A 21681-nucleotide genomic window follows, 5' to 3' on the forward strand; every position below is an offset into this window, starting at 1 on the left:
ACAGCGACGGAACACTGGTCACACTCATGGACGTGACGGAGGGAACAGTTCGAGAGATATGTACTGACGCGGTCTTCGAACGCGGCGAGAGATACCTTTCTGAGGATCGCATCCTCGATATTCATCGCATAGACACTACTGTGGCTGCCGTCGTGAGTGGCAGTCGTCAGTACGACGTGCGTGTTGACCTCTCAGCCGGGGGGTTCGATCCGTGGTGTAACTGCCCGTACGACGGACCGGAGGCGTGTAAGCACATCGTCGCCGTGTTGCTTCGGTGTATCGACGACTGTCCTCCGGACGAGGGCGATGAACTCGACGCCGCACTCGAGGCGGCCGACGCCGACGACCTCCGAGAGTTCCTCCGTGAGACGCTGGTGACCGACGCTTCCGCCCGTGAACGCTTCTTCGCCCGTTTCGGTGAGTCGTCGACGCGGTCGGTCGCCGACCTGCGCGCTGCGATCGACCGGCAGTTCGAGGAGACGAATCCCGACTACTTCGTCGTCTTCGAACCGATCGACTTCTCGGAATGGTTCGACCTCGCGAGCGAGTATCGCGATCAGGGGCGGTACGCGTCGGCAGCGGTAGTGTATCGTGCCCTCGTCGAATCGCTCGACGAGAATATGGAGCGCGTTGATGGGGCGTACGATCACTTCTCGCAGGGGTTCACGCGAGCACTCGACGGGTACGTCGACTGCGTGGCGGCAGGGGATGTCGACGCTGACGGGATCGCCGACGCCGTCGCGTTCCTCGAAGACCGGGCTGTATCCGGAACGTCGTTTCTCGCCGAGCACTTCGAGCGCGCAGCGACGGAGTTGGAGGAAACGCTCACTGAGCGCCGAGAGTAATTCTCTACTATCTCGCGTTTCCCACGGTTCAGTCGCTCATTTTTTTAAGTGCGGCGACGGCGTCGTCGATCGTATAAATGCGTACATCGTCACGCTCGACGGCGGCTTCGTGGACGCTATCCGTAAATCCGCTCCGGGAGAACAGCGCGTATTCGACGGTCCGCGTGCCGCCGCCCGACGGCTGCCAGCGGAGTTCCTCGACGTGCGTCTCCAGTGACGCCAGCGCGCCGTAGTCGAGAGGCGATTCCTGATACTTACACTCGCCGACGACGAGCGTCTCCTCGTCGGTGAGCCCGACGACGTCGATCTCGTGGTCCTGATACCACCACTGTCCGACGTCGACGATCGGTGTCTCATCGTACAGCGTCCACAGGGCCTCACAACACAGCTGCTCGAAGGCCGGGGGGACGAAGTCGGCCATTTCCGGTTCGACGAGTCGTTCGTAGGCCTCCTCACCGAACTGGTCATAGCGATCCGAGGTCCCGTACAGGAACCGGAACCAGAACCGGAAGAGCGGGTCACGAAGCCGATACTGGCTTCGCTTAGATCGTTCGGGCTCCTCAGTCACCGGCAGGTGTCGTTCGATGAGCCGAAGTCGGGAGAGCCGGTCCAGATACGTCGATAGTTGGTTGTAATCGATACCCGTCACGCCGGCGATACCGTTGCGGCCGGTTGCCCCGCCGGCGATCGCTTCGAGGATCGAGAAGTAGCGCGTCGGCTCCGTCAGCTCCATGCGGAGGACGTGCTCCGGTTCGTTGCGGAGCGAGCCGTGACGAGTCAGCACCGTTTGCTGGATGTTCTCACCGAGCGATCGGCGTCGAGTTCCTCGAGGTAATAGGGAACGCCTCCGAACCCACTCCACGCACGCACGGCCTCGTCCGCCGTCGCATCGTCCGGGAGAAACACCGTCGCGGCGTCGAACGAGAGTTCACAGATGTCGAGCGTGAGGGAGGTTCGCCCGTATAGCGGGCTGTCTCTGAGCAGCGTCGCTTCCTCCATCACGCTGATCGACGACCCGACGAGAACGAACGTCGTCTCCGACTCATCGAACTCGTGATCGAACAGCGCCTGTAACACGGACGGGAGGCTCTCGTCCTGCTCGATCAGGTACGGAAACTCGTCAAGGACGACGATCGCATTCTGGTCGGCCAGATACCCGAACAGCCGCTCCCAATCGGGACGAATGTCTTCGATACCGGGAAACGTGTCAGCCGCAGCCTCGACGAACTGTTCCAGTTGGAGTTCCCGCGTCTTCTGTCGTGCCTGGTAGAAGACTGTGTTCTCTCGTCCCTCAAGTGCCTTCTTGACGAGTCTCGTCTTTCCCAGTCGTCGCCGCCCGTATACGACGGCGAGATCCGCGTTCTCCGAGTCGAAACGGCCGTGAAGCCGCTCTAACTCTTCCGAGCGGTTCACGAAGTCTGTCATGGCGCTGAATTAGTGTGTGTTGAATAAAATATTCTGAATAATCATATTCTGGAATATCATCTCCAGAGCTATCATCTATCGAGGCTTCAACCAAAGCAAAATTAGAATAGATCCGGGTCGTGGTAACTTAGGCATGATTCCACCGGACCGCGTGGGCCTGTAATTATCTCTGTTCAGTTTTCGGATTCAACAGAGCGCTTCCGTTGAACGTCTTTGCTGGCCCTGTTGAACGCCTTAGAGACGGATAGGGGGTTGCGGATTCGACACGCTACAACGATCTCAGTCCAAGACGCTGTCGACCGTTCGGATGAACCGATCGACGAGTCGGTCTGGAAGCGACGGGGATGCCGTCTCGAGCAGTTCGGCTGTACGGTCTGGACGGCTCAGATCGAGCGTCATCGGTCGGTCGGTGGATTTCTCGACAATCCCATTCTCGACGAGTGTCGAGACGTGCCACGAGACGGTGCTTCGCGCGAGGTCGAGGTCGTCCGCGAGCGTCTTCGGCCGTTTCGGGCCATCGGCGTGGAGCCGCACGAGAATACCGCGGGCGGTCTCGCGTCTGAGGAACGCGAGCGCCCGCCGTTCCCACGGGTCGAACGATCGATCGAAGTAATGTGCGCGCCCGCCAATCCGCTCGACGGCGAGTTCGTCGTCGCGAACAAGACGACGTAGGTGGTATTGGACCTGTCCGGTCGCGATATCGAGGTCGCGACCGACTTGATTGAAGTGGACACCAGGGGTGTCGCGAACGTGTTGTCGGATTCGTGTCCGGGTGTCCGCCATCTGTACTAATTCAGCGTAACCTGTTCTGAGGTAAAACGTGTCCGTATAGTATCNGTCGCGAACGTGTTGTCGGATTCGTGTCCGGGTGTCCGCCATCTGTACTAATTCAGCGTAACCTGTTCTGAGGTAAAACGTGTCCGTATAGTATCGCTGCTTGGGAACGGACGAAACCACGGTTCCGCATCGGTTGGGAATCCTCTGTCAGGCGCCGCGGATTCCCACCTACGAGATTCCGCCGAAGGGAGTGATTTCTTATTCGTTCCCGACGAACGACGGTTGTGACGCAGCCAATCGGCCCTCTACAGTCCGCGGTTGACGGGTGGTCCGTAGAGGGGTCACTGTTGCTGCTTGCGGTCGCGCTTGTCGCTGGTCTCGGAACGGGAGTTCTCTTTGTCATCAGCGTCGTCGCGTACCGTCGACGGCGAGGGGCACAGTACGGACTGATTGCCGCCGCGGTCGGGGTGCTGTTGTTCCGATCAGTTGTGGGCGCGGGAACGATTCTCGGTGTCGTTCCGATGCCGATTCACCATTTCCTCGAACACAGCCTCGACTTCCTGATCGCGGCGATCGTCCTCTACGCCGTGTACGCACATGCGCCGGGAACGGTCGGAAACGATGCCACCTCGGACTGAACACCGGCGGTGACTGACGTGCGGCGGCTCCGTTCCCGTCGCGACGCTCAGTACCCGCCACGCCTGCGAATCCGTTCGTTGACGACATCGAGCCGTCCGCGGTACGCGAGCGTCACAACTGCGACTGCGGTTCCGGCGAGAGTCCAGCCGACGAGTGAGCCGACCGCACGGCCGGTGTGGACGAACTCGCCGTCAGACGCAAAAGCGACGCCGACAACGTGTTCGAAGACCAGCCCGCGGAACGCCCCGTTCGGCGTTAGTGCGAGCGTTTCGGCGATCCCGGTGGCCGAAGCGCCACCCGCGAGCGACCGGAGGATCGCGAGGTCGCCGCCGAGGACGCCGCCGAGCAATACGAGCAGTCCGAGCGCGATCGCGCTCCGTCGGCTCGATGCGACCGTCGAGACCGCCGCCGCCAGCGACAGGTACGCAGCCCCGAACAGCAGGACGAACGCGATGAACCGCACGAACAACAGCGGCGAGTCCACTCCGCTGTGCGTCGCGAAGATCCCCGTGTCCGGTGCCGCAGTTACCCAGACGTACACGCCCACGAGCGCAAATGGAATCCCGACGACCGCGAGGAGCGCGACCAGCCGCGCAAACAACACGCCGACAACGTAGCCGACGGTACTCACGGGATAGGTCCGGATCACGGTGAGTTCACCGCTCGTGGCGTCGGTGAGCAGCGCACGGTACCCGAGTACCACGCCGAGAAGCGGGACGAGCACCTCTGTCGGGAGGAGCAGGTCGACCACAGCCGGGACAAACCCGGTCCCCCCGCCGCCGCCGACTGTGACGAGTCCGCCGAGGACGAGCAGCAACCCGGCTGCGAGGGCAGGGTAGCCGGGGGTCCGTTGAACGGTCAGTAGTTCCCGACGGAACACGATCGAAACGCTTCCGAGGAACCGACTCATCGGTCCGACACCCCCGCGACGTGGACCGACTCCGGCGCGGTCGCGTCACCGTTCTCGGGGCCGTCATCGCTATCGCCATCTCCAGCGTCGGTCACCGCGCTCGCACCGTCGCCGACAACAGCTCGGAACAGGGATGTCACGTTCTCGACCCCGTGATCCGTGAGCAGTCGTTCGACGGATCCCGCCGCGGCCACGCGACCCCGATCGAGAACGACTATCTCGTCGGCGTAGCTGTCGACGAGGTCGAGGTCGTGTGAGCTGACGACGACGGCGGTGTCGTCGTTCGCACGCGCGGCGGCGGCTCGGAAGGCTCGCTCGCGCATCGCTGGGTCGAGTCCGCTCGTCGGTTCGTCGAGCACAGCGATCGCCGGATTCCCGAGCGTCGCCTGCGCGATGCCGAGCAGGCGTCGCATCCCGCCCGACAGCGCCGCGACACGTTTGTCACCCGCGTCGGCCAATCCGACGTCCGCCAGCGCTGCGTCGGGATCGCCGTCGGCCAGCGCCGCGTAGAAGCCGAGCGTCTCGCGGGCCGTGAACGCGTCTCGGAACGGGACCCGCTGCGGGAGGTACCCGATCCGCTTGCCAGCATCGGCTCCGTTCTCGTGCGCGTACCGTACCTCCCCGTCGACCGGCTCGACCGCTCCCGCGAGGATCCCGAGCAGCGTCGATTTCCCGGAGCCGTTCGGACCGACGACGACCGTGACACCGGAGGTGATCGAAACGGAGACCTCGTCGAGAACCGGAACCCCGCCGTAGGTCCGTGTCACGTCGACGAGTTCAGCGAGCGTGTGTTCACTCATCTGTCGTTCCCCACGTTTCGAGTGCCGATCTGACCAGTCGTACTCTGGGTAGTCGTGTTTCCATCAGGTGCTTCTCGAACTGCCGTCGGTGAACCGAGGACAGATCGCCAGTCCGCGTGGATCGGCCCTCTCTGTCCGACGTCAGAGTCCGTCACCGCATCGATTCGGTCGGGATGGAAGGGCGTGGACACCGGTGCCGGATCGATGATGCTTCCGGTGCGAGCACCGGGTACGGTGCCGCGCAGTCGGTCCAGCAGTACGGCCGCGGGCGACTCCCGCACGGCGACGGCCGCGGCCTCCCGATGAAGTGCGGCGTCGACCGGCGATGTCGGGCGATACGCCCGTTCGCCAGACGGTCGCGGCCCGAGGTTCGCCCCCTCCCAGTAGTTGCCGCGGTCGCCGTCCGCCCACACGCGGAGGGCGCCCGCGCCGGCGGCCGCGTGGTCGTCGTTTCCGACGAAGTCGTTCGCGACGACACGGCTCGACGGGACGACCGTCGTCGCGCGAGCGCCGAGTTCGTTGTCGACGACGACGTTGTGTTCGTACAGCGACCCGCGAGCGCTCGTCGAGAACCCGAGTTCGTTGCCGACGAGCGTGTTGTAGCCGATGTACGTTTGCGTCCCCGACGATTGGATCCCTGCCCCGGAGTTCCGAACGTCGTTGCCGACGATCGCGTTCCCCGCGGGACGAGTCATCACGGTGATGCCGGCGAACAGCTCGTTGCGGGCCGTGTTATCCGCGACCAGCGCGTCGCCGGTGTACATGAGATGGATACCGTACCGGTTATCCGTGAACGTCGAGTTCCGGATGACCGACCCGTCCGCGCGGTGGAGATAGATCCCGTCACGACCGCCCTCGAACCGGCTGTCGGTGACGGCCACCCGTGACTCCATCCCCGCGATTCCCATGAAACCGTTCTGCCACGTCTCAGAGCCGTCGACGCGGAGGTTGCGGACGACGGCGTGTGAGCCCTCGCGCAACAGGAGCCCGCTCGCGTTTGTCTCGACGGCGACGTTCTCGACGACGAGCCCGGGCGCGTCGATCGCCCGGAGCCCCGCGTCGCCGTGGCCGTACCCGTTCTGAATGTTCGCGTCCCACGCCTCGGTCTCTTCATCCCTATCGGCGCGCGCCGCTTCCGGATCTCGCGTCTGGTTCCCAGCACCGTCGATCCGGAGCCCCCGAATCGCGACGTCGGCCGCGCGAACGGTGACGACAGAGCCGTTGCCGTCACCGCTGATCCGTGCGCCGTCGCCGACGATGCTCACGGATTCGTTGACAGTCACTGTCTCGTGATAGACTCCTTCTGGAACGACGACCGTCGTGTTCGGCGGCGCCGCCTCGACCGCCGCACCGATCGTCGTCGCGTCTTCACCGACTACCACCGAGACGGGACGGTCCGCGGCTCGTTCCGCCTCGGCGATCCGGTCGTCTGCCGCCTCCCACCGATTCGGTGCCAGCGACCGCACCGTCGCCGCGGAGTCGGTGTCGAACGAGCGGTCTCGGACCGATTCCCAGCCGACGACCGTCCCGTCGTGATCGGTCGCGAACGACACGGCAGCCTCGCGGCTGCTGAAGGGTACCACGGCCTCGCCGGCCGGCGTGCGGACGCTACTGTCGACGACGTACTGAGCGTCCTCGGCAGGGGTCCATCCGCCGGCCCCGCTCGCCGACAACAGCCCGTTATCGGTCGTCCCAGGGTCGCGGTGATCGAAGGTTTCGACGTACGCGACGAGCGGGTAACCGAACTGCTGTTCGGTTCGACCGTCCGACAGCGACGTGACGAACGAACCGACTCCGTTGTACCCGACGACGTACTGTAACTGTGAGTAGAACACCTGTGCCCGCGGCACCGTCGCGTTGCCGCCCATCATCTCGTCGGTCTCCGACGACAGCCCGAGTTCGGTCGTGTCTTCGTACGCCACCGGCTCGGGGACCGACTCGGCCGGGTCGACGACGAACGCGCCCGCAGTCCCGACCACAGCGAGGAGCGTCCCCACGGCGACAACCAAGCGAACGTACCTCGACCGGCTGTCATCGGGAGTGAACACTGCCACACTGAACGTTCTGTTTGCGGCGACTTATCCCGTCTGGTGTATCTCTCGAACGCGTTCCGTCGCGGGTCCGTGAGAGACGCCACACGCCGGACGACGACATCTCTGTGAACCGGGCTGTCGACAATCGCACCAGACGGTACAAGCCGTCCGGCAACGAATCTCGCGTATGATCGAGCCACTCCTCCGGATCGACGTCGCGCTGTTCGTCCTTATCGGCGTGTTCGGCGGCGCACACTGCATCGGGATGTGCGGGCCACTCGTGACGATGTACTCGGAGCAGATGACACCGCGTCCGGACGGTGGAACGGCGGCCGTTCACGACGGGCGAGCCGGGCACCTCACGACCTACGAGGTCCGACAACACTTCCTGTTCAACGTCGGCCGGGCGACGACGTACGCCGTCTTCGGGGCCCTCTTCGGTGCGCTCGGCAGCGTCGTGTTCGTAACCGCCGACCAGCTCACCCCGGTCGCTGACCTCTTGCGAGGCACCGTCGGCCTCGCGGTCGGCGGCTTCATCGTACTGACCGGGGTTCGGTACGTGATCGGCGGCAGCGGCGGCGACATTCGTATTCCCGGTGTCCAGCGCGTCACGTCGTGGCTCGCGGCGAGAGTCCACCGGCACGTGAACAGCCCGAGTATCGTCGGCCTCGGGGCCGTTCATGCGTTACTTCCATGCCCGATGCTGTACCCCGCGTACTTGTTCGCCTTCGCGAGCGGCTCTCCGACGACTGGCGGGATCGCCCTCGGTGCTCTGGGTCTCGGTACGATCCCGGCCGTGTTCCTCTACGGAACGGTCATCCAGTCGATCGACGTCACACACCGACGTCGCGTCCATCGGTTACTCGGCGTGGTGTTCGTCGCGCTGGGGTACGTACTCGTCGCGCACGGGCTGATGGCGCTTGGCGTTCATATCCCCCACCCGATGTTCCCGCATTATCAGCCGCTCGGGGGTGGAATGGGACACTAACGGAGCTGGATACCCTCATACAATCGATAGAGCGTAGCTCTCCCCGAGTGCGTCGAGAGAAACACAGTCCGACTTCCCACACCTCACGGGCGCTCACGCGGTCGCGACTCGTTCGAGGTCGTCGACGAGCCGTTCGATGTCGGTCTTGGGGCCCCGTGGGTACGCACGCTCGATGACCCCTCGCTCGTTGGCGAGAATGATGAGCCCGTAGTGCGGGAAGCGGTACTCAAGATTCTCGATATCGTCGGCCGGTGCCTTCTCGATCTTCAGACCGAAGTGCTCGTCGTGGATCTCTTGGGCCCGCTCGTAGGTCTCCGGGCGGAGGAAGTGCCAGTTCCCGGCGTCGAGGTCGACACTCTGCTGGCCGGCATACTCGCGGAGCGTTTCGGCGGTGTCGCGCTCGGGATCGAACGTGGTGGGGAGAAACGCGACTTGATCGCCGTACCCCGCCTCGGCGGCGGCTTCCTGCCCGCGACGGAGTCGGAGAATGAGGGCGGGACAGACCCCGTCCGGACAGTTTGTGTAAAACGAGGTCCACAGCACCGCGCGCTCGCCCTCGAGCTGTGCGGTCGAGATCGCCTCGTCGCGGATCGGATCGGGGACGGTGAAATCGGGCATCTCGTCGCCGTAACTCGGGAACGACGCCTCGCTGAGATCTTGATCTGGGGGGCCGAGAATAGCTCCCTCGGCGCCGGGGTCACCGAGTACACCGAGACAGCCGGCAGTGCCGGCGACGACTCCCAAAGCACTGGCCGTCTTACAGAAACTCCGTCTATCCATAGATCACTGTATCGCTCCCGTCGTTTTGAGGTATCTGGTGTATCTCTCGAACGCGGCGCCTATTCGGCTCCTGAAACGAACCGCGTTCGACAGTTACACCAGAATCTTATTCGATATCTGCGAGGAAATACGTGTGTGAGATCGAACGCAAACCATCGCTCAGCATCGCGTCGGCGGGCGGTTCACGCGATCGCTACAGGAGTCGCAATCGGGGTGGCTGGGTGCCTCGGGGGATCCGCCGAGCAAACCCCTGACCCGGTAGATCTGTCAGGGCAGAAAACCGATTACCAAGGCGGAATGGTGATCGGGGACCACGGGGGTCCAAACGGGCAGGTGTTCTATGCCAATATGGAACCGGAGCCTCGACAAGGGCCCGTCCAAGGTCCAGACGGAACGGAGAATCTCGCTTGGTTCCACACGCTCGCACACGGTCTCTTCCCCTACCACTTCGACATGGTCGATACCGGTGCGGAGGCGACCGCGATGTACGTCACGGACTACTCTCGCGTCGACTGGGAACTCGCTGAGGAAGCCGAGCGCAAAACGATGCCGGCGCCGACCGCACCCGAGACGTTTTCGGATGCGACTCGGCTCACCTACGTCGTCGGGTCCTCGGTGATGGGAGGCATGGGTCCGGACCTCATCCCGTTCTCTGAAACCGATGCGGCCGAACGGCTCGCGGAGACTCACGGCGGTCAAACCATCGAGTACGACGATATTGACAGAACGCTCATCGAAGGGATCCGGATGACCGGCATGGGATAATTCAATCTCTTTCTTCTTCTATTCCATTGGAGGTCGAGATCCCGAGGGCTTCGCCGCCGTCGTCGACGCGTGTGAAACGCTCGTCTTCCGGATGTACGCAATTGACTCACGACGTGCGGACACGGGTCGAGGACGACTCGTTCGACTCGCTCACGACGTTCACACGACACCGTCGATCGATCCCGAGACCGTCGTCGAACGACTCGATGCGATCACGAAGCGATACACGGATGACAATCGGTTCGAACGGCAACTCCGCGACCCGGATTTCTACCAAAGCACGTCGAGGCGGGATACGAAGTACCTCCTCTATCACTACGGCCAAGCGGTTGAATCCGAAGCGGGCGAAGAGGTCCTGACCAGTCCGGGCCACATCATCTCGACTGAATTCCAAGTCGAACACGTCCTTGCGCGAAAACTTCCCGCTGATGCGATTCCCGAGAGCCTCGTCGGTGAGTTCGATGACCACGTCCACCGTCTCGGAAACCTCACACTCTCCCGCCCCGTACTCAGTCCAGAAAGTCGGACGACACCGTCGTCGAACACGACTATCTCACCACCGATGTGGACTCCCGGACCCTGCGTAACGTCCTGTCACCGGCTTCGTTATCGTGGGTCCCGTGGATTTCACCACACCAGTTGCTACTCATAAGACAATACGAGCGACCGCTATATGATGGCTACAGTAACGATTTGACTCATCGGCACTTTATATACGCCGTGTCAGTATTGTTGCGTATGGTACGGCCCTCCCGTCGCCGCTTCCTCGGAGGAAGCGCCCTGACGCTCGCGACGCTGACAGGTGTTCTCTCTCCCGAAACCACCGTGAACGGTGCTGATCGACCGAGCGATCTCGATGTCGATATCTCGTCCCCGTTCGCCGACGTATTCCTCCCGCTCCCGACGGGCGATGCCCTCTCAACGACGTACGCGATGATTATCGCGGAGCGCGTCGACGCCGACACGGAAGCGGACCTGAGTTATCGCGCTCGGTCCGTGGCCGACCGGCTCGACATCGACGTCGACGAGCTGGCGGCGACCGCGTCGATCACTCCCTCCGAACGTGGAATCCAACTGGTGACGGCGGCCGGCGGGTTCGACCGTCCCGACCGCGGTGAGACGATCGCGGTCGGAGCGGGAGACGGGGTGTCCAGCGACGATGTCCCCGCGGCGGCCGAAACGACTGACGAACTCCCTGCCGGGTGGCGACTTACCGAGACCGACGAGGCAGCGTTCGTCGCCGGTGAGGGCGTGGCGGCTGCCGCGACTGGCGGGGATTCGTCGAGTCCCCGCGGTCGGTCGGACTCGTCGGCAGACGACATGAGCGAGCGACGGGTCGAAGCCGCTCGCGTTGCCGGCCGCGCGGCCGTCGATGAGGTCGACCGCTTTGCGGAGTCATCGCTGGGCACGGCTGCCCTCCCTCGGCTCGGTGGATTCGGAACAGTGCTTTTGGCCCCGGACGCCGCCGGCGGCCCGTTCCCGCTCTCGGTCCCCGACGACGTCGACGCGTTCGCCGCCGGCTTCGAGGCCGACCCGAACGACCTCAGAGATATCGACGGAACGGCGGAGAACGCATACGTGGTCCGTCCGGCTGGTGACCTCCACGGGGTCGACGACGAGACTGTCAGGCGACTCGTGCGTACCATCGATCCCGCCGACCCCGTCGAGATGGACATCACGCGAACCGACGGCGTCGTGCTCGTCGACGCCGTCGTCGAGGCCCCGCCGGAACTCGACCGCGAGGCGTCGCCGGACGCCCACGTCCGGGCGCAGTTCGACCGCGACGCGGGCACCGTGACGTTCGAGCACGCCGAAGGCGAGGCGGTGCCGGTCGACGAACTGGAGGTGTGGCACGACGGCGAGGAGGTGAGCGACGCGGTCTTCGACGGCGAGGAGTTCACGGCAGGTGATACGATCGCCGTCGACACCGGACTGATCGCGACCGTCATGCTGCGGTGGTTCGACCCGGACGCGAACGTCTACGACACGTACGCTCGCGAACAGGTCGATCGCGAAGCGTTCGCTCTCGACTACGACATGCGCGCCGAGACGCTGGAACTCAGCTACGAGGCCGAGCGCCCCGCCGACGCGAGCAGCCTTCGGCTGGTCCACCGCGACGAGGGGGGCGTCGAAACAGTCGGCGAGGAATTCACCGGCGGAACGCTCGACCCGGGCGACGAAGTCACCGTCGCGGACGTGTCGATCGGCGATAGTGTACAGCTATCGTTCGACGTCGAGCGACCGATGGGCGGCGGCTCGCTCGTTCATTACCGCGCCCGCCCCCCGCGCGTTTGGATCCACTCGCACGCCGAGGAGGGGACCACGGTCAGGTACGACGACGAGGAGTCTCGTCCCGCCGACGCGTTCGTGACCCTCGTCGACGGAGAGCCGACCGACGCGCAGTTCGCCGACGAGTACGACACGCTCTCGGGCGACGAGGAGCTGGTTCTCGGCGAGCTTCCGCTGGGGAGTACGGTCGCAGTCGAGTGGCGGAAGCCGGACGAGCCGGTGGTTGTCGCCGAACACGAGGTCGTTCCGAACACGCGCGCATCGATCGAGTACGACCCGGACGCCGGCGAGATTACGGTCCAGCACGCGCGCGGACGGACGCTTCCCGCGTCGGCGTTGGAGCTTCAGGTCGGCCGTTCCCCGGCCGACGTTCAGCCCGAAGACGAACTCGACGAGTTTGGGCCGGACGCCTCGTTCACCGCTCCGGTGCGGCCGCTCTCACGGGTTCGACTCGTGTGGACCGGCGGCGACCGCGAACACCATCTCGGTGGCACAACCACGGCACGCGACGCGGTCGCGGCGGCCTACGACGACGACGCCGAGGCGATGACGATCGAGTACGTCGGTGAGCAGCCCGCCGATCCCGACCGACTGCGCGTGTCGGTGAACGGTGCCGGTGACTTCCGGGGAGAAGACGATCAGGAGTCGGCATTCGCGGCCGAGCACGACGAACTAACCACGGGGGACACGATCACGGTCGACGACGTCGGGCTCGACGACACCGTGGTCGTCAGCGTTCACACAGAGTTCGAGAACGGCTCGGCGACCAGCTCCGTCGCCCACTTCTCGGGGGCACCGCGCCACGGATTCATGGTCGACCGGGGTGGTAGGGGCGGCGATGAATCGGAGACGACGCTCCGCTACGTCGGCGACGTCCGCCGCGACGCCGACGCCTTCCGGGTGCTGATCGACGGCGAGCCCGCACCGACCCAGCCCGCCGACGAGACGGACCGACTGACCGACGGGGAGACGCTGTCGCTCGGCGATCCGGCCGCCGGCGCGACGATAACCGTCGAGTGGACCGCCGGCGACGAGACGCGAACCGTGCTGGAACACGTGATCCCGCCGGAGGCGACCTTCGAGGTCGCGTACGAGTCGGCCGACGACGGCGAGGGCGGCCTCGTGACGTTCACCCACGCCGGCGGCGACGCGCTCGACGCCGACCGCGTCGACGTGGTCGTCGAACCCGCGACCGACGGACTGCGCCCGTGGGACGACGACGCCGACGAGGTGACCGCCGGCGACGAGACGAGCGTCACGATCGACTCGGAGCCCGAGATGGCCGTCGTCGTCTTCAACGAGAGCGAGGTCCTCCACCGCGAACGGCTCGATCAGGACGAGTAGGAGAGTATTCCACCGAGGTGCGTGGTAATCGATGCTGCGCTCGCGCACCCGTTTTACTCAGAAGAGAACATCTGCGAGGCTCGCGATGAATTGGACCCAGCAATGATTCAAAAATTCAATACTGCTGTCCTTGGACTACGATACCGAAGACAAATAGAATCTAAGTGGAGGTGACTCTATCAGCAGCCTACCGATTTAGCTGCCGAAGTCGACATCTTCCTCGAAGATGGCGTTCCCACTCGGATCGTGGATTATTCTGACCGTTTGTGTACCGCTATACAGACCACTGCCGGAGTAGTTTCCTACTTTTTCCGACCCACTTTGCCAGTCTTCATCTGGGAACGCATCGGGGTAGCGCTCTCCGTCAATCGAGAGGACGAGATCACCAGCGGCAACCGTCTGCCCACCGGTTTTGGCGAATGTAATATTGCCATTCGAATCGCTCACATTTGTAACGTCGAAACTTGCCTGCGGCGCGGTGTCACCTAACTGATCGCCGAGTCCGAGAACGAACGTCCCGATAACGGCCGCCAGGATGACGGTAATCGCGACCATGAGGATGACGCCGATGACGGGACTCACTGCCCTGTCGTCCGCGTTGGATTGGTTGCGTGGTTTCATAGTTTGAACCCAGCGGCCACCGCCGAACGAGGTCTCGGGGACTCGGGTGCCGTCGTCGACCCCGCGGACAATCCCGAACCCGTTCAGATCGGTTGCTGGTTGAGTATAACGAGGCGTATCGCCCTTATGTACTTATTGCCGCGAATATCAGCGGTGAAAATTTGACGGGCAGAGTCAAATTCGTTGACGTGTGTGGTGTGGCTATGGAACCCACGGCGCCCTCCCTCTCCCGGACCTACAGCGACCGCGTGTACCCGGACCCGTGGGAGAAGGTCCTCGACTACCGCCGCGTCCGCGAGTACGCGGCCGACCACCCGACCGCCGGCCGGGTCCGCGTCGGGCGAGCGCTCGACCTCCCCGCCGAGCGCGTCCGCGGGTGGCTCGACGACGCCGTCCCCGACCCCGTCCGGGGGATCGACACCGCGGCCGACCGCGGCTGGCTCGACCCCGGCCCGGAGGGCGAGGCGGCCGCCGCGCTCGTCGAACTGCTCGCGCACGTCCTCGCCGGCGGGAGCATCCCGGCCGGGAACTACGTCCCGGCCGTGACGCCGGGCGAGCGCGTGCGCGCCGCGGAGATCCGCGCCGCGTTCGAGCGCGTCGGTGCCGAGACGCGCACCCGCAACGCCGACGCCCCCGGCCGCGCGGTCGAAGTCGTCCCCACCTGCGACGGGACGGTCCTCGGTCGGTGTCTCGTCGCGATGGGCGCGCCGACCGGCCCGAAGACGTCGCTCGACCATCTCCCCGCGGTCGTGTGGGACGTGCCGCGGGCGATCCGGCGGTCGTTCGCACGGACCTACGTCCGACACCGCGGACTGAACTACGCCGACAAGTCGACGACGCGCGTACAGGTCGAACGCCCCCGTTCGTTCATCGCGGAGCTCCGCGACGTGCTCGACGACGTCCTCGACGAGGGCGTCAGCACGGCCGACGCCGGGCTCACCATCTCGGCGGACGCCGCCCGCGAACTCGGCGTCGAGTAGCGCCGATCCCCCGGAACAGAGCGCCCTCGCCCGGTGACCCAAACCACTTGCCCGGGGGGGCCGTCGCTCCGCACATGAGCACTCCGGCACCTGAGCCGCCCAGCCTCGAATTCGGCGTCCTCGGCACCGCCGGGATCGCGCGCAAAGCGGTGATCCCGGCGATCGCCGCCAGCGACCACGCGGTCGGCGCGGTGGCGTCCCGCGACGCCGACCGCGCCGAGCGGTTCGCGGCCGAGAACGCGATCCCCCGCAGCTACGGCTCCTACGAGGCGCTCCTCGACGACGACGGGCTCGACGCGGTGTACGTCCCGCTCCCGAACGGCCGCCACGCCGAGTGGACGAAACGCGCCGCGGACGCGGGCCTACACGTCCTCTGCGAGAAGCCGCTGGCCGCCGACGCCGACGAGGCGCGGGCGGTCGTCGACCACTGCGACGAGCGCGGCGTCACGCTGATGGAGGCGTTCATGTACCGGTACCACCCGCGCACCGAGCGCGCCGTCGCGCTCGCGGCGACCGAACTCGACGACGTCCGCACGGTGACGGGCACCTTCCGCTTCCCGCTGTACAACCGCCCGAACGACGTGCGGCTCGACCCCGACCTCGCGGGCGGGTCGCTGATGGACGTCGGCTGCTACCCCGTCTCGCTCGCCCGGACGGTGCTCGGGGAGCCCGACCGCGCGCACGCCCACGCCGGCGACACCCGCGACGCCGGGGTCGACACGGAGCTCGCGGGCGTGCTGGCGTACGACGACGGCCGCTCGGCGCGGGTCGCCGCCGGCTTCGACACGCAGCTGGTCCAGCGGTACCGGATCGACGCGACGAACGGCTGGGTCGAGGTCGAGCGCGCGTTCGACGCCCCGACCGACGAGGCGGTCGAACTGGCGTACGAGATCGACGGCCGACACGGCGTCGAGACGTTCCCCGCGGTCGACCAGTACCGGCTTCAGGTCGACCACTTCGCCGAGCGCGTCGCCGACGGGACCGCCCCCCTGACCGACGGAGCGGAGGCGATCGCGAACATGAATATCATCGACGCGCTCGCAGAAAGCGCCGCCGACGGCGGTCCCGTCGACCTCTGAGCCCGGGAGCCAGATCGGACTCGGTGCCCTGTCAGTTCGCCGCGGGCCCCGCCCCCTTGCTCACCGGTCGATCCCGCCCTCGCCGTCGATGACGTTACGGACCTCCGCCCGGGTCGTCACCGCGAGGTCGCCGTCGGTGGTGCGTTTCAGCGCCGCCGTCGCCGACCCCCACCGGAGCGCCGCGGGGAGGTCCCCGCCGCGCAGCCGCTCCGCGACGAAGCCGGCGACGAACGCGTCGCCGGTGCCGATCGCGTCGAACGTCTCCGCCTCGTACACGTCCTGTTCGTACACCGAGCCCTCGTGGAGGGCGACCGCCCCCTCCAGCCCGCGGGTGACGACGACCGTGTCGAGTCCGAACTCCGTGGCGAGGCCGTGCGCGATCTCGACGGCGCCGCCCTCGCGGTCGAGCACCGCCCGGGCGTCCCGCCGCGGGACGAACAGGGTGTCGACGTGTTCGAACAGGTCCTCGTAGGCCGCTCGCGCCGTCTCCGGGTCCCAGAGCTTCGCCCGGTAGTTCAGGTCGAACGAGCGCGTGGTCCCCGCCTCGCCCGCGGTCCGTAACAGTGCGGTCGTCGTCTCCGCGGTCGTCTCCGAGAGGGCGGGCGTGATCCCCGTCGTGTGGAACCACTCGGACTCTGCGACCGCGTCCGTCGGCAGCTCGTCGGGCTCGACGGTCGTGATCGCCGCGTCGGCGCGGTCGTAGATCACGTTCGTCCCCCGCGGCTCGCCGCCGTGTTCGAGGTAGTAGGTCCCCACCCGGCTCTCGTCCGCGTCGGCCCACGCCACTCCCGGGCTGACGCCGTGGCTCCGCAGTTCGGTCACGATTCGCCGTCCGAGCGGCGAGTCGGGCAGCTTCGAGAGCCAGCGGGCGTCGGCGCCGAGCCGCGCGGCCCCGACCGCGACGTTGCTCTCCGCGCCGCCGGCCTGGACGGTCAGGTCGCGCGTCGTCTCCAGCCGCTCGCCGCGCGGCGGCGACAGCCGGAGCATCGTCTCGCCGAACGTGACGAGGTCGGTCATCGGCGCCACCCCGCGTCGCAGGTCTCGAACGGACTCATACTCGGCCCTACGCTCGGTCGATTAAAAGAGGGGGTGATCGCCGCCGACCGTCACTCGCGGTCGAGAGCGAACGTCACGTCCTCTCCGTCGACCGCCGCCGCGAGCGTCCCGTCTCGGAGGGTCGCCGTCGACGCGCGGGCGGACCCGCCCGTAAGCGTCGCGGCGTCGCCGAGCAGGTCGCCCCCCTCGGCCGATACGACGGAAAACACGGCCGCGCCGTGCGGCGGCAGTTCCCGCTCGACGACGGGGCCGTCGACGACCTCGCCCGACAGTCCGTCCCAGACGACCCGGTCCGCCCCCGCTCCGTCCGTTCGCCCGTACTCACGCGCGTCGAACCGAACGGTCGACGGCTCGTCCGCCCAGTTGAACAGCGCGACGGTCGCGGCCCCGTCGCCCGGCCGGTCGCAGACGACCCGCGACGGGAACCGCTCCTCGTCGAGTCCGATGACCTCGCCGCCGGTCGCGGGCGGGATGGACCGTTCGAGGAGTCGCCGGCCGCTCGCGTCGATCTCCGCGAGACGGTCCGAGAACACGTTCACGCCGCCGGTCGCGGCGACGAGCGCCGCGAACGCCTCCCGCTCGGCCCCGCTGAGGTCGCTCGTGCCCCGAACGAGCTGGCAGTCGGGGTCGTTGAGCCACCACCGCCGGTGGAGGACGTTCCGGGTGAGCGTGTTGCGGACGGCGTTTTTCAACGCCGGTTGGCTCCCCGACTCTCCCGGCGTCTCCCACGTCGGGTCGGTGTCCGGGCCGACCCGCATGGCGTCGAAGAGCCCGACGCTCGGGGCCATCGGCGCGCCGCAGCCGAGGAGGAACGCCTCGTCGCCGGCCGCCTCGGCGATCGCCTCGACGCCGCGGCGGTACGCCTCGATGCGCGTCGCCTCGGCGTCGTGCCGCTCGCCGGGGAGCGCCGCCGCGAAGAGGAAATCGAGCTTCAGATAGGTGAATCCCCAGTCGTCGACGACCGTCGAAACGGTCTCGCGGAGCCAGTCGAGGACCTCCGGGTGCGTGGTGTCGAGGCCGTACAGCGCCGACCCGGCGCGGAAGCCGCCGTCGACGGGCGTCCCCGGCCCCTCGCGGGTCCCGTCTGTGGGCTCCGTGACGAACCACTCCGGGTGGTCGTCGTACAGGTCGGCGCCGGACTCCACGTAGAACGGCGCGAGCCACAACCCCGGGCGGTATCCCGCGGTCTCGATGTCGTCCGCGACGGCGCTCATGTCCTCGAACCCGTCGGCGATCGACCGCCAGTCGCCGAACGCCTCCATGTAGCCGTCGTCGATCTGAACCACGTCGACCGGGATCCCCCACTCGCGGAGTTCGGCGAGGTTCTCCCGGACGTCCGCCTCGGTGACGTCGGTGAAGTAGTGGTACCACGAACACCACCCGGTCGGCGCGGTCTCGGGCACGCGGGCGTCCATCCGCTCGCCGACGCGGTCGGCCAGCGCGGCCAGCCCCTCCCGGAGGCCGCGGTCGGCGTCGAGCCACAGCGGCGGGAGTTCCACCCGCTCGCCGGGCGTCAGGAGCGTCCCCTCCAGCGGACACACCGCGCGGAGCGTCGCGACCCCGTCGTCGTCGTCGTCGACCTCGAACCGGGTACAGAACCGGTCGTGTTCGAGGAACCCCGCCGTGACGCCCCGGTCCCCCTCGACGAGTCCGGTCAGGTAGCTGCTGACCCGGTCGTCCGTCGACGCCGCGAGGTCGTTCATCATCGGGGCGTTGTCCGGGTCCTCTGTCGGGAACTGCTCTCCGACGGGAAGCGTCCCCGTCGGCGTCCACGACTGGTACCCGTGTCGGTACACGCGCGCGTCAGCGCCGAACGCGGTGTCGAACGCGAACGTCACGTCGCTGACCCGGACCGGCTCCTCGCCGGCGTTCTCGACGGTGGTGGTCGCGGTCACGCCGCCGCCCTCGGTCGACAGCGACACCTCGGCGACCCGTATCCGCCCGTCGTCCCCGTCGGCCGCTCCCGCGTCCGCCCCGCCGGCTTCCGTCGCGCGGACCGTCCCGACGAGGAGGTCACCGGCGTCGTCCGCGACCGTGACCTCGTGGCCCGTCGGGTCGTACGTGACTGCGGTGTCCGCCCTGCGCTCGTTCATATCACTCCATCTCCGTGCCCCCACAAATACTCTACCACGAGGGCGGCGTGACGCGGACCGACCGCCGCCGTCGGCGGCGCCCCCCTGCCTATCCGAACTCCTTAGGTGACGCGGTCGAGACGGTGAGCCATGCGAACCGGAGTCTGTTACTTCCCCGAACACTGGCCGAGCGAGGACTGGGAACGCGACGTCGCCGCGATGGCCGACGCCGGTCTGGAGTACGTGCGAATGGCGGAGTTCTCGTGGGGGGTCCTCGAACCGGAGCGCGGCGAGTTCGACTTCGAGTGGCTCGACGAGGCGGTCGAACTCGTCGGCGACCACGGGATGCAGGTCGTGTTGTGTACGCCGACGGCGACCCCGCCGAAGTGGCTGGTCGACGAGCGCCCGTCCATCCGGCAGGAAGCGCCGGACGGCACCGTCCGCGAACACGGCAGCCGCCGGCACTACTGTTTCAACTCCGACGCCTACCGCGAGGAGACGGAACGGATCGTCGAGCGGGTCACCGAGCGGTACGCCGACTCGCCGCACGTCGCCGGCTGGCAGACGGACAACGAGTTCGGCTGTCACCGGACCGTCCGCTGTTACTGCGACGACTGCGCGGACGCGTTCCGGACGTGGCTCGCGGACCGGTACGGCGACGTCGACACCCTCAACGAGGCGTGGGGGAACGCGTTCTGGAGCCAGGGGTACGGCTCCTTCGAGGAGGTCGACCCGCCGGGACCGACGCCCGCGGAACACCACCCCTCGCGGCTGCTGGCGTACGCGCGCTTCGCCAGCGACTCGGTCGTCGACTACAACCGCCTCCACGCCGACCTGATACGCGAGGCGGACCCCGACTGGTTCGTCACCCACAACTTCATGGGCCGGTTCCCGACGCTGAACGCCTACGACGTGAGTGCGGACCTCGACCGCGTCGCGTGGGACTCGTACCCGACGGGGTTCGTCCAGGACCGCTACGACGGGGAGGCGTCGCCGGACCAGCTGCGCGCCGGCGACCCCGACCAGGTCGGGATGGACCACGACCTCTATCGGAGCGCGCTCGACCGGCCCTTCTGGGTGATGGAACAGCAGCCGGGCGACGTCAACTGGCCGCCGCACTGCCCGCAGCCGGGCGAGGGCGCGATGCGGCTGTGGGCCCACCACGCCGCCGCCCACGGGGCCGACGCCGTCCTCTACTTCCGGTGGCGGCGCTGTCTCGAAGGGCAAGAGCAGTACCACGCCGGGCTCCGGAAGGCCGACGGGTCGCCCGACCGCGGGTACGCAGACGCCGCCCGCGCGGCCGAGGAGTTCGCGGCGCTCGACGGCGCGGGCCACGTCGACGCCCCCGTCGCGGTCCTGTTCGACTACGACTCACTGTGGGCGCTCGACGCCCAGCCGCACGCGCCCGACTTCGACTACTGGGCGCTCCAAGAGGCGTTCTACGGCGCCGTGCGGAGCCGCGGCGTTCAGGTCGACGTGGTCCCGCCGAGCGCCGATCTCTCCGAGTACGCGGCCGTCGTGGCGCCCGCGCTCCACCTCGTCAGCGAGCGCCTCGCCGACCGACTGACCGACTACGTCGCCGGCGGCGGAGAGGTCCTCTTCGGGCCGCGGACCGGCGTGAAGGACACGGAGAACAAGCTTCGACCGGCGGCCCAGCCCGGGCCGCTGGCCGGCCTCGTCGGCGCGACGGTTGCGCAGCACGAGTCTCTGCCGCGGCGCCTCGAAACCGCGGTCCGCCCGGTCGACGACTCCGCCGCGGCGGGCGACGACGGCGGCGCGAGTCCGTCACTCCCCTTCCGGACGTGGGCCGAGTGGCTCGCCCCAGGGGCCGCAGAACCGCTGTACGCGTACGACATCGACGGCCCGGCGGACGGCCGGCCGGCGGTCGTCGCCAACGCGGTCGGCGACGGAAGCGTCACCTACTGCGGCGTGTGGCCCGGCCCCGACCTCGCCGACACGCTCGCGTCGGAACTGCTCGACCGCGCGGACGTCCGGCGCACCGACCCGCTTCCGGACGGAGTTCGAGTCGGCTACCGCGTCGGCCACACGTGGGTGACGAACTTCACGAGCGACCGGCTCCGCCTCCCCGAAATCGACTCGGAATCGCTCGCGGTCGACGACGCGGACCGCGACGTCGTCGACGCGGCGGGAGACTCCGGTCCGGGGCAGTCGGCGGACGGCGTCGTCGTGGGCCCGTACGGCGTCGCCGTCGTCGAAGGCGACCGCGTCGACGGGCTGCGAGTCGCCCGGCCGTAGTCGGCGGCGGTCGTCGAAAATA

At 67.0% G+C, this 21681-nt stretch carries 18 protein-coding genes and 1 pseudogene; 10 read left to right on the plus strand and 9 right to left on the minus strand.

Annotation, left to right across the window (positions count from 1 at the left end):
• Positions 1-26 precede the first annotated feature (26 nt).
• The gene (locus tag C463_RS02565; RefSeq protein WP_049905440.1) at positions 27-845 is read left to right on the plus strand and encodes an SWIM zinc finger family protein; all 819 of its coding nucleotides are present in this window, start codon (positions 27-29) and stop codon (positions 843-845) included.
• A 28-nt stretch (positions 846-873) separates the two neighbouring features.
• Here C463_RS02565 and C463_RS02570 read toward each other — a convergent pair.
• Together C463_RS02570 and C463_RS02575 are read right to left on the minus strand one after the other, a co-directional pair.
• A pseudogene (locus tag C463_RS02570) lies at positions 874-2270 on the minus strand (ATP-binding protein).
• A gap of 279 nt (positions 2271-2549) precedes the next feature.
• Positions 2550-3053: a winged helix-turn-helix transcriptional regulator gene (locus tag C463_RS02575; protein WP_008440829.1), complete on the minus strand. Its 504-nt coding sequence runs from the start codon at positions 3051-3053 to the stop codon at positions 2550-2552.
• A 278-nt stretch (positions 3054-3331) separates the two neighbouring features.
• On the opposite strand from C463_RS02575, the gene C463_RS02580 reads away from it, so the two are divergent.
• Positions 3332-3685: a DUF7471 family protein gene (locus C463_RS02580; RefSeq protein WP_008440830.1), complete on the plus strand. Its 354-nt coding sequence runs from the start codon at positions 3332-3334 to the stop codon at positions 3683-3685.
• Between the two features lie 47 nt (positions 3686-3732).
• On the opposite strand, the gene C463_RS02585 is transcribed toward C463_RS02580, so the two are convergent.
• From C463_RS02585 to C463_RS02595, 3 genes are read right to left on the minus strand one after another with little or no spacing between them, the layout of a single operon-like run.
• Entirely contained in the window at positions 3733-4596 is an 864-nt protein-coding gene (locus C463_RS02585) for an ABC transporter permease subunit (protein WP_008440832.1), read from the minus strand.
• A complete protein-coding gene (locus C463_RS02590) occupies positions 4593-5396 on the minus strand; it encodes an ABC transporter ATP-binding protein (RefSeq protein ID WP_008440835.1) in 804 nt (267 codons plus the stop codon). Before C463_RS02590 ends, C463_RS02585 begins: the two co-directional genes overlap by 4 nt.
• Entirely contained in the window at positions 5393-7450 is a 2058-nt protein-coding gene (locus C463_RS02595) for a NosD domain-containing protein (RefSeq protein ID WP_049905441.1), read from the minus strand. The genes C463_RS02590 and C463_RS02595 overlap by 4 nt, the downstream gene beginning before the upstream one ends.
• Positions 7451-7616: 166 nt before the next feature.
• On the opposite strand from C463_RS02595, the gene C463_RS02600 reads away from it, so the two are divergent.
• A complete protein-coding gene (locus C463_RS02600; RefSeq protein WP_008440837.1) occupies positions 7617-8417 on the plus strand; it encodes a sulfite exporter TauE/SafE family protein in 801 nt (266 codons plus the stop codon).
• A gap of 93 nt (positions 8418-8510) precedes the next feature.
• Here C463_RS02600 and C463_RS02605 read toward each other — a convergent pair whose 3' ends face one another.
• Positions 8511-9197 carry an SCO family protein gene (locus tag C463_RS02605; protein ID WP_049905443.1) on the minus strand — a complete coding sequence of 229 codons (687 nt, stop codon included), beginning with the start codon at positions 9195-9197 and terminating at the stop codon, positions 8511-8513.
• Positions 9198-9332: 135 nt separating this feature from the next.
• Between C463_RS02605 and C463_RS02610 the strand changes: the two genes are divergently transcribed.
• The 4 genes from C463_RS02610 to C463_RS20270 all read left to right on the plus strand — a co-directional run bounded on the left by C463_RS02610 (position 9333) and on the right by C463_RS20270 (position 13769).
• Positions 9333-9962, plus strand: a complete 630-nt coding sequence (locus C463_RS02610; RefSeq protein WP_049905445.1) for a nitrous oxide reductase accessory protein NosL — start codon at positions 9333-9335, stop codon at positions 9960-9962.
• Between the two features lie 91 nt (positions 9963-10053).
• Positions 10054-10614, plus strand: a complete 561-nt coding sequence (locus tag C463_RS17385; protein WP_239638840.1) for an HNH endonuclease family protein — start codon at positions 10054-10056, stop codon at positions 10612-10614.
• A gap of 281 nt (positions 10615-10895) precedes the next feature.
• Positions 10896-13595 carry a hypothetical protein gene (locus C463_RS02620; protein WP_049905450.1) on the plus strand — a complete coding sequence of 900 codons (2700 nt, stop codon included), beginning with the start codon at positions 10896-10898 and terminating at the stop codon, positions 13593-13595.
• 21 nt (positions 13596-13616) lie between these two features.
• Positions 13617-13769 (plus strand): DUF7386 family protein, encoded by a 153-nt coding sequence (locus C463_RS20270; protein ID WP_449271957.1) that lies wholly within the window; start codon positions 13617-13619, stop codon positions 13767-13769.
• Between the two features lie 21 nt (positions 13770-13790).
• Here C463_RS20270 and C463_RS02625 read toward each other — a convergent pair whose 3' ends face one another.
• Positions 13791-14216: a type IV pilin gene (locus C463_RS02625; RefSeq protein WP_008440842.1), complete on the minus strand. Its 426-nt coding sequence runs from the start codon at positions 14214-14216 to the stop codon at positions 13791-13793.
• A 203-nt stretch (positions 14217-14419) separates the two neighbouring features.
• Here C463_RS02625 and C463_RS02630 point away from each other — a divergent pair, with 203 nt between their 5' ends.
• Entirely contained in the window at positions 14420-15196 is a 777-nt protein-coding gene (locus C463_RS02630; RefSeq protein WP_008440845.1) for a hypothetical protein, read from the plus strand.
• 74 nt (positions 15197-15270) lie between these two features.
• Positions 15271-16275 carry a Gfo/Idh/MocA family protein gene (locus C463_RS02635; RefSeq protein ID WP_008440847.1) on the plus strand — a complete coding sequence of 335 codons (1005 nt, stop codon included), beginning with the start codon at positions 15271-15273 and terminating at the stop codon, positions 16273-16275.
• A 60-nt stretch (positions 16276-16335) separates the two neighbouring features.
• Here the strand turns inward: C463_RS02635 and kdgK1 are convergent, their stop codons facing one another.
• Together kdgK1 and C463_RS02645 are read right to left on the minus strand one after the other, a co-directional pair.
• On the minus strand, positions 16336-17292 hold the full coding sequence (gene kdgK1 / locus C463_RS02640; protein WP_008440848.1) for a bifunctional 2-dehydro-3-deoxygluconokinase/2-dehydro-3-deoxygalactonokinase: 957 nt from the start codon (positions 17290-17292) through the stop codon (positions 16336-16338).
• A gap of 89 nt (positions 17293-17381) precedes the next feature.
• Positions 17382-19424: a glycoside hydrolase family 36 protein gene (locus C463_RS02645; protein ID WP_008440849.1), complete on the minus strand. Its 2043-nt coding sequence runs from the start codon at positions 19422-19424 to the stop codon at positions 17382-17384.
• A gap of 129 nt (positions 19425-19553) precedes the next feature.
• Between C463_RS02645 and bga the strand changes: the two genes are divergently transcribed.
• Complete coding sequence (gene bga / locus C463_RS02650) at positions 19554-21659, plus strand: beta-galactosidase Bga (protein ID WP_008440850.1); 2106 nt, start codon at positions 19554-19556, stop codon at positions 21657-21659.
• Positions 21660-21681: the final 22 nt, after the last annotated feature.

Origin of the sequence: Halorubrum californiense DSM 19288 (genome assembly GCF_000336875.1) — an archaeon.
GTDB lineage: Archaea > Halobacteriota > Halobacteria > Halobacteriales > Haloferacaceae > Halorubrum > Halorubrum californiense.